The sequence below is a fragment of the Carnobacterium viridans genome, from assembly GCF_900102725.1.
In the GTDB taxonomy this organism is placed as follows: Bacteria; Bacillota; Bacilli; order Lactobacillales; family Carnobacteriaceae; genus Carnobacterium_B; species Carnobacterium_B viridans.
In genome coordinates, this window is the sequence record NZ_FNJW01000008.1 from 1723278 (window position 1) to 1738619 (window position 15342).

Sequence of the window (15342 nt, forward strand, 5' to 3'; positions counted from 1 at the left end):
AGAAAGTGGAGGTCACTATGTCAGAACATTATTTTGATCCAAAGTTAAAGATTTTTGCGTTAAACTCTAATAAGCCATTAGCAGAAAAAATTGCCAAATCGGTTGGAGTAGAATTAGGAAAACTATCTGTGGATCAATTCAGCGATGGAGAAATTAGAATCAATATTGAAGAAAGTATTCGTGGAGCTCATGTTTATATCATTCAATCAACATCAAGACCTGTAAATGATAATTTAATGGAATTATTGATTATGATTGATGCTTTAAAACGTGCCAGTGCAGCAACGGTTAATATCGTTATGCCTTATTATGGTTATGCAAGACAAGACCGTAAAGCTCGTTCTAGAGAACCCATCACTGCGAAACTTGTTGCTAATATGATTACAGCTGCTGGAGCTGATCGCATGCTGACACTAGACTTACACGCTGCTCAAATTCAAGGCTTTTTCAATATGCCTGTTGATCACTTGGTAGGTGCCCCTCTTTTAGCAAGTTATTTCTTATCAAAAGGAATCGCTACGGAAGCAGAAGACGTAGTTGTTGTTTCGCCAGATCATGGTGGCGTAACTCGTGCACGTAAATTAGCTGAGTTCTTAAAAGCTCCAATTGCTATTATTGACAAACGTCGTCCTAAAGCAAATGTGGCGGAAGTGATGAACATCATTGGCAACGTAAAAGGTAAAAAATGTATTTTAATTGATGATATGATCGATACTGCAGGAACCATTACGTTAGCTGCCCAAGCTCTTTCTGAAGCTGGAGCTACAGAAGTTTATGCCTGCTGTACACATCCTGTTTTATCAGGTCCAGCCATTGAACGCATTCAAAATTCAGTGATCAAACAATTGATTGTTACGGATTCAATTTATCTTCCTGAAGATAAAAAAATTGATAAGATTGTTGAAGTAAGTGTCAGCAATCTATTGGGTAGTGCTATTATGCGTATCCATGAAAACAAGTCTGTTAGTCCGTTATTTGAAGCAAAATATACAGGTGTAGTAGAATAAGTTAGCCTATTCTTATAATCAAATGAATTGAAGAAATGTGATAAGGAAAAAGAAGTTTTCTTATCACATTTTTTGATGTAAAAGACAGAGTTAACTAGATTAATCTAAAACTACTTCAAGTACACTATCCTTAACGCAGTAGCTTCTTAGTAAAAATTCAGAGAAGTGGAGTCAAAAGATATGAAAAAATTTAAAGATCATTTAGAATTGGTTCGTCCTTTTGATGGTATAATTATTATCCTATTATTATTAGGATCATTTATACCACTTGTCATCTTTGGTCAGTCTACAAAAAATCTAGATGAAAATAGCTCTATTTATGCTGTAGTATCTATTGATGGTGAACCAGTTAAAGAAATAGAATTAACAGAAAATACCCCCCAAGAATCATTTACTTTTTATCCAGCAGAAGGACAATACAATATTGTTGAAGTTGATGGAACAAAAATTCGTAATAAAGAAGACAATAGCCCAGATCAAATTGCTGTGAAAACAGGTTGGATCAGTAAACCTGGTGAAACGGCAATATGCTTGCCACATAAATTGATTATTGAAATCAAAGCCAAAGATGATTCGAATGAAACGGATGATGATGTGATTATTCCGCTTTAACGAAAATGGTTCACAACGACTAGATAATAGTCGTTGTGAACTATTTTTTATGCATTTAAAAAGTTTTTATGTATATTAACTGTATATAATTAAGTTTAACTGTATTAATTTGCAATTTAATGCGTGTAGAAGTATACTATACGCATTATCTAATAGTTTAAAAACTTAAAAGTGAAAAGGAGTTTGGGTATGGATTCTATGATTAAAGAAGTACATAAAACAGAAAGTCTTTTGGCTTTGCAGAAATTGATTGCTATACCATCTGTGAATACTTCAGATGGTATGACAAACCCACCTTTTGGAAAAGCGATTGAAGATTGTTTGACAGAAGCATTAGTGATTTGCGAAGAATTGGGAATGACCACCTATCATGATCCAGCGGGTTTTTACGGTTACGCTGATTATGGTCAAGGAGAAGAATTGGTAGGAATCCTTTGTCATTTGGATGTGGTACCAGAAGGAAATTTAACTTTATGGAAAACTAATCCTTTTGAAGGTGTAGTGAAGGATGGCGTTATCTATGGTCGTGGAAGTCAAGACGATAAAGGTCCTACAATTGCTGCCTTATATGCATTTAAAGCAGTGGTTGATGCAGAATTAACCTTTAATAAACGAATCCGATTTATTTTTGGTACAGATGAAGAGACCCTTTGGCGTTGTATGGATCAGTACAACTTGAACGAAGAAGCACCGACAATGGGCTTTGTTCCTGATGGTGTCTTTCCTTTAACTTACGCAGAAAAAGGGTTGCTACAGGCTAAGTTAATAGGGCCTGGAAGTAACAATCTTGCTTTACATTGCGGTGAAGCATCAAATGTTGTTCCGGGAAAAGCGAGTTATACCGGTCAAGATGCAAACGAAATTGCCGAAACGCTAAAAGAATTAGGAATAGATTATGTACTAGCTAATCAAATGATTACTGTAAATGGAAAAGCGGTTCATGCAAGTACAGCCGAACTGGGAATTAATGCTATAAATAAACTAGCTCAAGGTTTAGCCGCTCATTACACTCATCCGGTAATAAATTTTCTAGCAGAAAAAGTTGCAAATGAAACAAATGGCTTTAGTATCTGTGGAGAAGTTAAAGACGCATTAACTGGAGAATTAACGTTTAATGTAGGGAGTGTTCACATAGATGAAGCAAGTTCTGAGATTGTTTTAGACTTGCGAATTCCTGTCAAGTACACAATAGAAGGCATAGCTTCACTAGTGGAGAAAACAGCCAATGAATACAAATTGGTTTATGAGGAATATGATGCTGTTCCATCATTGTATATTCCGAAAGAAAGTCCGCTCGTTCAAACGTTAATGGCTATCTATCGTGATAAAACAGGCGACTTATCTGAACCAACTACTAGTGGCGGAGCAACTTATGCTCGGAAAATGACCAATATGGTAGCTTTTGGTGCTCACTTCCCGTATACAAAAAGCCTAGCTCATCAAGAGAATGAAGGTATGAAGTTAGAAGAGTTGTATTTAGCGATGGACATTTATGCAGAAACAATTGCTCAATTATGTTGTAAATAAAAATAAAAAGGAACGGAGTCGAGAAAAATTCTCAACTCCGTTCCTTTTATTAATAAAGATTAGTTTTCTTTTTCCAAAGCTTCAAATGCATCGGCAGTAATTTTTTTTAATGTAGATGCAGATAAATTCATTTTGTCCATTTCAGAATCATTTAGTGGAATCTCGATAACGCGTTGGATTCCCTGTCTGTTAATGATTGCTGGAGCACCAATGAATACATCATTTTGTCCATATTCACCGTTTAAGTGAACTGAAAGAGGCAACACAGCATTTTCATCATTGAAGATAGCTTTTGTAATCCGAGCAAGTGACACAGCAATACCGTAGAACGTAGCACCCTTTTTCTGAATAATATTGTAAGCAGAATCTCTTACGCTAAAGAATACATCAACAAGAGCTTTTTCGTCAGTCTCTGGATTATCTTTGATCCACTCATTGATGCTTAGTCCAGCAATGTTTGCATGAGACCATACTGGGAACTCTGTATCTCCGTGTTCGCCTAAAATATAACTATGAACGTTACGTGTATCAACGCCTGTTAATTCAGCGATAGCTTGACGGAAACGAGCGGTATCCAGTGAAGTACCTGATCCAATTACGCGGCTCTTAGGAAGTCCAGAAAATTTCCAAGTTGCATAAGTCAATATATCTACAGGATTTGTTGCTACTAAGAAGATACCATCAAAGCCACTATCCATTACTTGACCAACTAAGCTTTTGAAAATTCTTAGGTTTTTTTGTACTAAGTCTAATCGAGTTTCACCTGGCTTTTGAGCTGCACCAGCTGTAATTACAACGATATCTGCGTCATGGCAGTCGCTATAACTTGCTGAGTAGATTTTTTTAGGAGAAGTAAATACTAAAGCATCTGATAAATCAATAGCATCTCCTTCTGTTTTGTTTGTATCGATATCGATGATTCCTAATTCTTGAGCAATATTTTGAGTTACTAGGGCAAAGGCATAACTAGAACCAACTGCTCCATCTCCAATTAAAATTACTTTTTGGTGGTCTTTTACTTCTTGTTTAGTCATGATGCAACAAACTCCTTTATAAATATTATTCTTACTAAAGATAGTGTAACACTTAACAAACTTTTTGTAAATCGAAATTTAAAAAATAAACAAAACTAACAGAAACTGATTAATAGGCTTTTTTTTCGAAAAAATTATGTGAAAAAAATCTATTTGTTTACATAAATCAGGTTCAAATGTCTAGGTTTATTAATTAAAGCGTTCGGCCGAAACAAATAGTAGAAAAACGAAAGTCTTTTGTATACTTTCGCTTACATCATATAACTAAAGTGTAGTATTTCAAAGCAAAAAGTGATGAATAGATGATAATTTGAAAATAAAAAGATTAAATTCATTGAATTTTTTTTAAAAAACCAATGGTAGTAAGAGAGATAGGGCAATAATAATGGCCGAACGATCAGTACGTAATAGAATGAGAGAATGAAAATTTTGATGGGAAAGTCTGTAAGTCTTTTGAAAAGATTTAGACATAAAGATTAGAGAAAACCCATAGAACTGTGGTATACTATATGAAATTGTTACTGGACGAATTTTTTTCGTGCGGCGCTTTTTTGCGTAAAAAATGCTTAGTATCCATTGAATGGATAAAAAGAATGGATAAAAAAAGAAATGTGAAATAATCAACTGGAGTGTACTAAATAATGAAAATGATAGTTGGCTTGGGAAACCCTGGCGCAAAATATAAAAACACAAAACACAATATTGGTTTTATTGCAGTGGATGAATTTGCGATTCAGCACAAAATGGAGTTTAGTAAAACGAAATTTGAATCACTGTATGCAGAAGCGTTTGTTGGAACTGAAAAAGTTCTTTTAGTAAAACCGCAAACATTTATGAATGATTCGGGAAGAGCTGTTCGTCAGTTAATGGATTATTTTAATGTGGAAGTAAAGGACTTAGTTATTATTTATGATGATTTAGATTTGCCTGTTGGAAAATTACGCTTGCGTCAAAAAGGTAGTGCAGGCGGACACAATGGGATTAAGAGTATTATTCAACACATAGATACAGCAGACTTCAACCGTATTCGAATTGGAATCGATCGTCCAGTGGGGAAACAAACTGTTGTACAGCATGTATTAAGTGGTTTTCCTAAAAGTCAGCACGAAGAACTGTTGATTACGATCAAGGATAGTGTAGCAGCGCTAGAGTATTGGATAGAAGGACATCCGTTTTTAGAAGTTATGAATCAATTTAATAAAAAAAAGAACGCATAAAAAACAGAAAATGTGAAACTAAAAAAAGTAGTGAAGCCCAGAAAATTCTGAGCTTCTTTTGTTCAGTTTAATGATCTGTTTGTAAATAAAAAAATAGATTGGAAGGAGCTCTTACAGTGGGAGATATAAAAAAAATACTAGCTGATGCGCCTGATGTTAAAGCTTTGCTAGATCAACTAGAGCAACATCAATCACAATTGATAACAGGATTATCTGGTTCAGCAAGAACGTTAGTCCTGAGTACGTTAGTAGCAGAAAAGAAAAAGCCATTTATTATTGTGACGCATAATTTATTTCATGCCAATCAGTTGATGGAAGATTTTGCAGATTGGGTACCTGAAGACCGACTACATCTTTTTCCGGTTGATGAAATGATCTATGCAGAAATGTCTGTAGCTTCACCTGAGGCAAGAGCTGAACGAGTAGCAACATTAGATTTTTTGTTATCTGAAAAATTTGGTGTTGTGATTGTACCTCTTGCGGGTGTGCGTAAATTATTGCCGCCAAAAGAAATATGGCAGGCCGCACAATTTACAATCAAACAAGGAGGGGAACTGGATTTAACTCATTTATCTCAGCGATTAGTAGATATGGGCTATACTCGCCAACAATTAGTGAATAGTCCTGGTGAATTTAGTATTCGCGGTGGAATTGTCGATATTTATTCTTTAACCGAAGAATTTCCAATTCGGATTGACTTGTTTGATACTGAAATTGATTCGTTGCGTTATTTTGATGCTGCTACACAACGTTCCATTCAAACAATTGAAAAAGCAACTATTCTTCCCGCAACAGATACCGTTTATACCAAAGAACAATTAACGGCTGCAGCACCTAAATTTAGTAAAGCTGTCGAAAGAAATCTGAGCTTAATACAAGATGCTTCCGAAAAACAAACGTTTATCAAGCAAATGACACCTATTTCAGATGCTTTCCAAAAAGGTGAACCAATTGATGAATTAACGATGTTTACAGATTTTATTTATCCTGAAAAAAATAGTGTATTGGATTACATGAGTAAAAAAGGAATTGTTGTGATGGATGAGTATCCTAGGATAATGGATACTGATCGTCGGTTAAGTGAAGAAGAAGCGGAATGGGTAATTAGTAAACTGAGTGAGCGACGCATTTTGCAAAATCAAGTCTTTTCAAATAATTTTCGTGATCAATTAAAAGCATTAAACACGAGTATCTTATACTTTGCAGTTTTTCAAAAAGGAATGGGAAATACTCGGTTTAATCACATTCATGCTTTTCAATATCGGAATATGCAGCAGTTTTTTGGTCAAATGCCGTTACTTAAAACAGAGATGGATCGTTGGATAAAACAAAAAAATACGATTATCATTATGGTGCCAAATACTGATCGAGCTAAAAAAGTACATCAAACGTTCAAAGATTTTGAAATTACGAGTAAAATAGTCAAGCCTGCTAGGCTTGAACTTGAAAAAGTGCAAATCGTTGAAGGGTATGTTCAGTCAGGTTTTGAGATGCCGACAGATAAACTGGTAGTCATTACCGAACGAGAGCTATTCAATAAAGTCACTAAGAAAACTGCTAGACGCCAAACACTATCCAATGCAGAACGGTTGAAAAGTTACAGCGAACTGAATCCTGGGGATTACGTTGTCCATGTTAATCACGGGATTGGGAAATATACGGGAATGGAAACTCTTGAAATTGATGGCATTCATCAAGATTATATGTCGATCATTTATAAAGATGATGCGAAATTATTTATTCCTGTAACTCAACTTAATTTACTGCAAAAATATGTTTCTTCCGAAGCGAAAACGCCAAGAGTTAATAAATTAGGCGGAACAGAATGGGCTAAAACAAAGAAAAAAGTGGCGACTAAAATTGAAGACATCGCGGATGAACTCATTGAGCTATACGCTGCCCGAGAACAAGAAGTAGGGTATGCATTTTCTCCAGATGATGCCTATCAAGAGGAATTTGAGAATGCTTTTCCGTATACAGAAACAGATGATCAATTGCGTAGTACTGCTGAGATCAAACATGATATGGAACAGAAAAAACCAATGGATCGTTTACTCGTTGGTGATGTTGGATATGGTAAAACAGAAGTAGCAATGCGGGCAATTTTTAAAGCTGTTCAAGAAGGAAAACAAGCAGCCTTTTTAGTGCCAACAACTATTTTAGCGCAACAGCACTATGAAACGATGCTGCAACGCTTTGCTGATTTTCCGATTGAGATTGGTTTATTGAGTCGTTTCCGAACAAAAAAACAGCAGAATGAAACGATAGCAGGTCTAAAAAAAGGACAAGTTGATATTGTGGTCGGAACACACCGTATTTTATCAAAAGATATTGAATTTCAAGATATCGGTTTACTGATAGTAGATGAAGAACAACGATTTGGTGTGAAGCATAAAGAGAAATTAAAACAGTTAAAAGCGCAAGTGGATGTCCTAACCTTAACTGCAACACCTATTCCACGAACGCTTCATATGTCTATGCTAGGTGTAAGAGACTTATCTGTTATCGAAACTCCACCTGCAAATCGTTATCCGGTTCAGACATATGTAATGGAACAAAATCTAGGAGCAATACGTGAAGCTGTTGAACGAGAAATGGCACGTGGCGGACAAGTCTTTTATTTATATAATCGAGTAGCCACGATTGAGAAAAAAGTAGATGAACTACAACAGTTGATTCCAGACGCGAGAATCGGCTATGCCCATGGGCAAATGACAGAAGGACAACTTGAGAACACGTTGCTGCAATTTATTGAAGGGGAATACGACATGTTAGTCACCACTACGATCATTGAGACTGGTGTCGATATGCCCAATGTAAATACGTTGTTTGTAGAGAATGCAGATCATATGGGATTATCACAATTGTACCAATTGCGCGGTCGCGTAGGTAGAAGTAATCGTGTTGCATATGCCTACTTCTTGTATCAGCCAAATAAAGTGCTAAATGAAGTCAGCGAAAAAAGATTACAAGCGATTAAAGATTTTACTGAACTAGGCTCAGGATTTAAAATCGCCATGCGTGACTTATCGATTCGTGGTGCTGGAAACCTATTGGGAGCACAGCAACATGGGTTTATTGATTCAGTTGGATTTGATTTGTATTCAGAGATGTTAAGTGAAGCAGTAGCTCGTAAACGAGGGATAGACGCGAAAGAAGAAAAAACGCAAGTTGAAATTGATTTAGGAATCAACGCTTATCTACCAGGTACGTATATAGAAGATGAACGTCAAAAAATTGAAATTTACAAACGTATCCGAGAATTGAGATCACACGAACAATATGTAGAACTACAGGATGATTTAATTGATCGTTTTGGGGAGTACGCAGATGAAGTAGCAGACTTGTTAACGATTGGATTAATCAAAATGTACGGTGAACGTGCACTGATAGAAACAATCAAACGAACAGACGATGAAGTCGAGTTAACATTTTCTATTGTAGGTACTCAGTCGTTGCCTGCAGAAGAAGTGTTTAGATCGTTAAGTGAAGTGCCTTTAAGAGCAAATGTAGCTGTCAAGAAAGACCGTTTGATGGTTACGCTACAACTGAAAAAAGAACCAACCTACCAATGGTTGGGATATATTGAAAAGTTTGCCCAAAATATCGTTAGCTATCGTTTAAAAGAGGCTGACTAATCTTTGGCCATAAAAAGAATCGCAAATTGCTGATCTAAATCATATAAGTGAGGGCAGAAAATTGGGAAATCAACAAATGAAAAAAATGATGAATGGGGCGATCATTCTATCGGTAGCGGCTTTTATTGCCAAAATCTTAAGTGCCGTTTACCGTGTTCCTTTTCAAAATATGGTTGGGAATTCAGGATTTTATGTTTATCAACAAATCTATCCGATATACGGCATTGCAATGACTATAGCTTTAAGTGGATTTCCAATCTTCTTATCCAAGTTAGTCGCTGAAACGTCTACAGTGGAGGAACGGAAAAGTCTCTTGAAAAAATCGTTTATTTTATTAAGCACTCTTTCGGGACTCTTTTTCTTAGGTATTTATTTTTCAGCGGAGTTGATGGCGAATTGGATGGGCGATGCTAATTTAGAACCGATTATTCAAACCGTTTCGTGGTTGTTTTTGTTAATCCCGTTTTTAGCGGTCAGTCGGGGTTATTTCCAAGGAACCTTTCGTATGCTGCCAACAGCTATTTCTCAAGTGGGAGAACAATTTGTACGTGTGGCGGTGATCTTAATTGCCGCTTATGTGTATACGCGCAGTCAATGGGATGAGTACCAAATGGGAACCATTGCTATGAGTAGTTCTTGGATAGCGGGTCTAGTCGCTTGCATTATTTTAGGTGCAGCCCTGTTTAAGCAACGGTCTTACCTGTCGGAGAGAAGCACAGAAGTAGGTTCAATTCCTGAAACAGTTCATTACGCAAGTGTTGCAAAACGGTTTGCTACAGAAGGTGTCACGATGTGTTTGCTGAGTGCTTTACTCATTCTTATGCAGTTGATCGATTCGTTTACACTTTATAATGGATTAGTAGAAAATGGATTGAGTTCTTTTGAGGCGAAAAATTTAAAAGGGATCTATGACCGTGGTCAGCCACTTGTCCAATTAGGGATGGTAGTCGCTACTGCTTTTTCTGCAAGTTGGATTCCTTTACTGAGTCAATCATTTGCCCAACAGAATAGAAAAACGTTTATTCGCACAGGAAAATCATTAATGCGGATAACAGCAACCTTTGCTATGGCAGCGACTACCGGTATTATTGTATTGATGCCGTATTTAAATTTAGTGTTATTTGGCGATACTGATGGAAGTTTGGTGTTGAGCGTATACAGCATATCCATTTTTTTAACATCATTAATTGGAGCTTATAATGCTATTTTTCAAAGTCAAAATAAACATCAAGTAGCTTTAATCGGCTTACTGATTGGATTAGGCATAAAAATAGGATTGAATGAGTGGCTCGTTGAACAATTTGGAACACTTGGCTCAAGTGGAGCAACGATAATCGGTTTATTGGTTATCTTAATGATTATGTGGTGGGATTTACCTAAAGAAATAAAGGAAAGTTTAACGGAAAAAAGTTTTGGATGGAAATTGCTGTTCAGTTGTGGTGTAATGGCTATTATAGTATGGTTCGAGATGAAATGGTTTGGAAATAGTGCCTTAATAGAAGAGAATCGGTTAGCCGCTTTTGGTTACACAGTACTAGGTGGCGTTACAGGTATTGGGGTCTTTTTATGGCTAATGATAAAACTTAGCGTGTTGACGATTCGTGAATGGTTGTCTCTTCCGTTTGGTAAAAAAATGTTAAGAAAGTAGGCGGAACTGAATGGGGAAAATTAAAGTGGTTGGACTTGGTCCGGGAGACATTGAACAGCTTCCTTTTGGAGTGTATCAATTGTTGAAGAAAGAACAGCCGTTGTATTTGCGAACTAAGTTGCATCCAGTTGTGAAAGATTTAGAGCAAGAAGGGCTGGTTTTTCAATCATTTGATGCAATTTATGAAGGGAACGATCAATTCGAAGATGTTTATAAGACCATTGTTAAAGAATTGCTAACAGCAGCTCAAAAAGAAGATATTATTTATGCTGTTCCAGGACATCCAATGGTAGCTGAAAAGTCCGTTCAATTGTTATTGGAAAATGAATCAGGTATTTCAATTGAGATCAAAGGTGGGAAAAGTTTCTTAGACGATCTTTTTCAAGCAGTCAAAATTGATCCAGTTGAAGGATTTCAATTGGTTGATGCATTAAGCTTAAATCAAGATCAATTGGAAGCCAGTCAGCATATTATTGTTATGCAAGTTTTCAATGAATATATTGCAAGTGAGGTAAAATTAACTTTAATGGAGAAGTACCCTGACGAACATTTAGTAGCGTTAGTTCATGAAGCAGGGGGCAAGAATGAAAAAATAGAATGGTTGCCCTTATTTGAACTGGATCGCATGGAAGGTGTTCATAATTTAACATCGTTATACGTTCCTCCATTAGCAGTAGATGAACGAACAAAATCATTTCAGACTGTCCAGTATTATATGGATGCTATTACAGGAGAAAATGGTGATGCTTGGATAAAAGAACAAAATCATGAGACTTTAGTTGCTTATATGGAAGAAGAAGTGCTGGAATTTAAAGCAGCAGTTGAAAATGATGATATTGATAATATGGTAGAAGAGTTAGGCGATGTTTTGATGCAAGTACTCTACCACACAAATTTTGGCGAGCAGACAGGATATTTTTCATTTGAAGAAGTGATTGAGACTTTAAATAAAAAACTTCGTCGCCGTCACCCACACGTTTTTGATGGTGTTAAAGCAGAAACACCAGAAGAAGTCGACGCAATTTGGCAAAAAATAAAAGCAGAAGAAAAGAGGAACAAATAATGAGATTAGATAAATTTTTGAAAGTATCTCGCATCATTAAACGACGTACGATTGCAAAAGAAGTAGCAGATAAAGGCCGTATTCAAATTAATGGTATACCGGCTAAATCTTCTTCAGATGTAAAAGTAGGAGATGAATTAACGATCTCATTTGGAAATAAAACATTAGTCGTTAAAATTGATAAAATTGTTGAGACAACTAAAAAGGATGAATCAAAAGAAATGTTTAGTATTGTTAGTGAAACGTATAGAGAAGAACCGACTAACTAAGTCTATGAAAATGATTTAACCAACGTCCCTTTTAGATGGTATAGCTAAAAAACAGTTAGTGTATTTTAGCTGATAGATAGACAAAGTAACTGCTTTCTTGCTATAATCATTTCATAAAGTGAGAATAGAAGGTGAATCGTTTTTATGAAGAAAGAAAACCAAACAAAAGTGGCTAAGTTAACGAATGAATATACACATAATAAAACACTTCAGGCTCTTCGAGAACGCAAACACAAACGTCATATGCGTAGAAGAATCGCTGGCATTCTTGCTATCAGCTGTTTCTTTGTTTCAGGATTTGCCATCAATATATGGTCAAATACTCAAACAATCTCTCAAATGGAGCAGGAAAAAAAAGAAGCTCAAAACGAACTAAAGCTAGTTGAAAAAGAACAAGAAAATTTAAATAATCAAATTAAAAAGTTAGAAGATGAAGATTATGTTGCTAAAGTAGCCCGTAGTCAGTATTATTTATCTGAAGAGAATGAAATTATTTTTAGTTTACCTGAAGACAATGCAGCTAATGAAATTGAAAAAACACCGAATTCTGAAGAATAACCAAACTAATAAATAAGAATCGTTTAGTAGAGTGATTTTAGGTTCAATAAATTAAATAATCGTTTTATGTCACAAGATAACATGGTATAATAACCGTACAAGTTTTAAGGAGGAAGCAATTTTATATGTCGATTGAAGTTGGAGAAAAAGTTACAGGTACTGTTTCAGGAATTACAAATTTTGGTGCGTTCATCGATTTAGGTGATAGAAAAACAGGGTTAGTTCACATTAGTGAAGTTTCAGATAGCTTTATTAAGGATATCAAAGACGTGTTAAAAGTAGGAGAACAAGTTACTGTTAAAGTAATGTCCATTGGAGATGACGGTAAAATTGGCCTTTCTATTAGACGTGCTGTAGATAAACCGGTTGAAACAACTGCTCCATCTCGCGAAAGAACTAGCAGCAGTAGTAGCAGTTACCAAGGGCGTCGCGAAAGCAGCAGCCCAAGTCGCAGTAGTACTGGTTACCAAAAAACAGACCGAGGATCAAGAAATGCGGGTCCGAAGAAAGAAGATTTTGATTCATTGATGAGTTCATTCTTAAAAGACAGTGATGATCGCTTAACTTCTCTTAAACGTAACACAGAAGGAAAACGCGGCGGACGCGGCGGGCGTCGTAACTAAAAAAATGCTGAAGGATAAGGAAACTTATCCTTTTTTATGTTGTATTCAAGAGAGTTGAGTCTATCTAGTAATCACGAGAATAACCAGATTGAACGTAAAGGAGCAGTTAAAATGGATATGTATTTTGATTTTTTAGAGCGTTGTCAAAACAACCTCTATTGGAAGTCGACGGATCGTTTGCTGTTAGCTGTATCTGGTGGCGTTGATTCTATGGTATTAGTAGATTTGATTCAGCGATTACCAGATGTCATCAGACCTTGGTTTGGAGTTGTCCATGTAAACCACCAATTAAGACAAGCTTCTATAGAAGAAGAAAAATTTCTTTCTGAGTACTGTGCGACTAATAGAATTCCATTTTTTTTAAAAAGATGGCCTGTGAGGGAACATCCGATTGAAGGAGTAGAGGCAGCAGCTAGAGAGTTTAGATATGCTTTTTTTCATGAAGTACTGAAAGAACAGCAAGCTACGCATCTGCTTACTGGGCATCATAAGGATGATCAAATGGAAACTATTTTAATGAGGCTGGTCCGTGGTGGTCAATTAGAAAGTATTGCAGGAATAAAAAAGAATCGAAACTTTTACGGGAAACGACTAACTCGACCATTGTTAGATTATAGTAAAAAAATACTCTACCAGTATAGCCAAGAACGGTCATTATCTTTTTATGAAGATGAGTCAAATGACAGCTTGGAGTACACAAGAAATCGTTACAGGCATCAAATCATTCCATTGCTAAAAAAAGAAAATAAGCAAGTATTGACTCATTTCTCGGATTTTTCATCTGATTTGCAAGATGTGATCATACTAGCTAAAAAGGAAATTGAAAACCAAGCATCAACTGTCTGCTTTCAAAAAGGGCCCTTTTGTTGGGAATTGGATGTACCCTTATTTTTAACCTTTGAACCTGCAATGAAACGTCAAGTAATGCAGATTGTATTTAACAGCCTATTTCATAAAGAAGTTAGTGAAGTTGGCAGAAAACATCAAGTACAGATAATTGATTTAATTGAAAAAGATAAGCCAAATAGTCAACTGAACTTACCTGGAAATTGGATCGGTCAAAAAATATATCATAAATTTTACTTTTTTAAAGAAGATGAACAAGAGGTTGCTACTAAAAAAATACAAGATACTTATCCATTGAATCTAGGGGAGTGGTTATCTCTATCCAATGGTGGAAGGCTAGGTCTATTTGAAGCTACGAAAGAATCAGTAGATACAGATCATACAAAAAAAGTTGTTTGGTTAAATCCAGAAAGTATTCAGTTACCCTTACAGGTTAGGAATCGAAAGCCGGGAGACCGCATGACGTTAAAAGGATTAGAAACCGGGAGCAAAAAAATTAAGGATTTGTTTATTGATCAAAAAATCCCGCGAAATAAACGAGAAGAAGCCGTTTTAGTAACAGATAGTAATGAAGAAATTATTTGGTTAATAGAATATAAGGAATCAAGATTGTCTATTGAGCCAGAAACTGATAAAATACATTACATACTCATTTATGAAAGTAAATATGAGTAGACGTAATGAAAAGGAGAACTTAAAACAATGAAAAATGATATTGAACGTGTACTTTTTTCACAGGATGAATTAGCTGAAAAGACAAGAGAACTAGGTAAGCAATTGACAGGAGACTACCAAGATAAGAACCCGTTAGTAGTCGGTATCCTTAAGGGAGCTATGCCTTTTTTGTCTGATCTTGTAAAAGAAATGGATATTTATTTAGAAATGGATTTTATGGATGTTTCAAGTTATGGAAGTGGGACAGTTTCATCAGGTGAAGTGAAAATCGTAAAAGACCTAAATACAACTGTTGAGGGTCGCGATTTGTTGTTAGTAGAAGACATTATTGATAGCGGACGTACACTGAACTACCTGATAGATATGTTTAAATACCGCAAAGCTCGATCAGTAAAAATCGTCACATTATTAGATAAACCAGAAGGCCGCGTTGTAGATATTAAAGCAGATTATGTTGGATTCTTAGTTCCAAATGAGTTTGTGGTTGGTTATGGATTGGATTATGCTGAAAGATATCGGAACTTACCGTATATCGGAGTTTTAAAACCTGAAATTTACGAAGAGAAATAAATGGTCAATGTTGGTCAAATATGTTACAATTAATAAAATTAAGAATCATTTACAA

Annotated in this window: 13 protein-coding genes; 12 read left to right on the plus strand and 1 reads right to left on the minus strand. The window is 35.8% G+C overall.

The features are described from left to right. Positions 1-17: 17 nt before the first annotated feature. From BLT48_RS09775 to BLT48_RS09785, 3 genes are all read left to right on the plus strand, one after another. Positions 18-1007: a ribose-phosphate diphosphokinase gene (locus BLT48_RS09775; protein ID WP_035021154.1), complete on the plus strand. Its 990-nt coding sequence runs from the start codon at positions 18-20 to the stop codon at positions 1005-1007. A 180-nt stretch (positions 1008-1187) separates the two neighbouring features. Further along, positions 1188-1619 carry a NusG domain II-containing protein gene (locus BLT48_RS09780; protein ID WP_035021155.1) on the plus strand — a complete coding sequence of 144 codons (432 nt, stop codon included), beginning with the start codon at positions 1188-1190 and terminating at the stop codon, positions 1617-1619. Between the two features lie 189 nt (positions 1620-1808). After that, on the plus strand, positions 1809-3146 hold the full coding sequence (locus tag BLT48_RS09785) for a M20 family metallopeptidase (RefSeq protein ID WP_023176636.1): 1338 nt from the start codon (positions 1809-1811) through the stop codon (positions 3144-3146). 59 nt (positions 3147-3205) lie between these two features. Here BLT48_RS09785 and BLT48_RS09790 read toward each other — a convergent pair whose 3' ends face one another. Continuing rightward, positions 3206-4180 (minus strand): L-lactate dehydrogenase, encoded by a 975-nt coding sequence (locus tag BLT48_RS09790; protein ID WP_023176637.1) that lies wholly within the window; start codon positions 4178-4180, stop codon positions 3206-3208. 641 nt (positions 4181-4821) lie between these two features. On the opposite strand from BLT48_RS09790, the gene pth reads away from it, so the two are divergent. The 9 genes from pth (at position 4822) to hpt (ending at position 15287) form a co-directional block, all read left to right on the plus strand. Next, positions 4822-5397, plus strand: coding sequence for an aminoacyl-tRNA hydrolase (gene pth, locus BLT48_RS09795; RefSeq protein WP_035021158.1), 576 nt, complete (start codon positions 4822-4824; stop codon positions 5395-5397). A 116-nt stretch (positions 5398-5513) separates the two neighbouring features. Next, the gene (mfd, locus tag BLT48_RS09800; RefSeq protein ID WP_035021160.1) at positions 5514-9035 is read left to right on the plus strand and encodes a transcription-repair coupling factor; all 3522 of its coding nucleotides are present in this window, start codon (positions 5514-5516) and stop codon (positions 9033-9035) included. 61 nt (positions 9036-9096) lie between these two features. Beyond that, positions 9097-10683 carry a putative polysaccharide biosynthesis protein gene (locus tag BLT48_RS09805; RefSeq protein ID WP_089977649.1) on the plus strand — a complete coding sequence of 529 codons (1587 nt, stop codon included), beginning with the start codon at positions 9097-9099 and terminating at the stop codon, positions 10681-10683. Positions 10684-10693: 10 nt separating this feature from the next. Beyond that, the gene (locus BLT48_RS09810; protein WP_089977652.1) at positions 10694-11746 is read left to right on the plus strand and encodes a MazG nucleotide pyrophosphohydrolase domain-containing protein; all 1053 of its coding nucleotides are present in this window, start codon (positions 10694-10696) and stop codon (positions 11744-11746) included. Next, positions 11746-12015, plus strand: coding sequence for an RNA-binding S4 domain-containing protein (locus BLT48_RS09815; RefSeq protein WP_089977654.1), 270 nt, complete (start codon positions 11746-11748; stop codon positions 12013-12015). The genes BLT48_RS09810 and BLT48_RS09815 overlap by 1 nt, the downstream gene beginning before the upstream one ends. 144 nt (positions 12016-12159) lie before the next feature. Then, positions 12160-12573: an FtsB family cell division protein gene (locus BLT48_RS09820; RefSeq protein ID WP_035021166.1), complete on the plus strand. Its 414-nt coding sequence runs from the start codon at positions 12160-12162 to the stop codon at positions 12571-12573. Between the two features lie 125 nt (positions 12574-12698). Further along, entirely contained in the window at positions 12699-13196 is a 498-nt protein-coding gene (locus tag BLT48_RS09825; protein WP_035021167.1) for a S1 domain-containing RNA-binding protein, read from the plus strand. A gap of 111 nt (positions 13197-13307) precedes the next feature. After that, complete coding sequence (gene tilS, locus BLT48_RS09830; protein WP_035021169.1) at positions 13308-14717, plus strand: tRNA lysidine(34) synthetase TilS; 1410 nt, start codon at positions 13308-13310, stop codon at positions 14715-14717. Between the two features lie 27 nt (positions 14718-14744). Then, positions 14745-15287 carry a hypoxanthine phosphoribosyltransferase gene (hpt, locus tag BLT48_RS09835; protein WP_035021171.1) on the plus strand — a complete coding sequence of 181 codons (543 nt, stop codon included), beginning with the start codon at positions 14745-14747 and terminating at the stop codon, positions 15285-15287. The last annotated feature ends 55 nt before the right edge of the window (positions 15288-15342 follow it).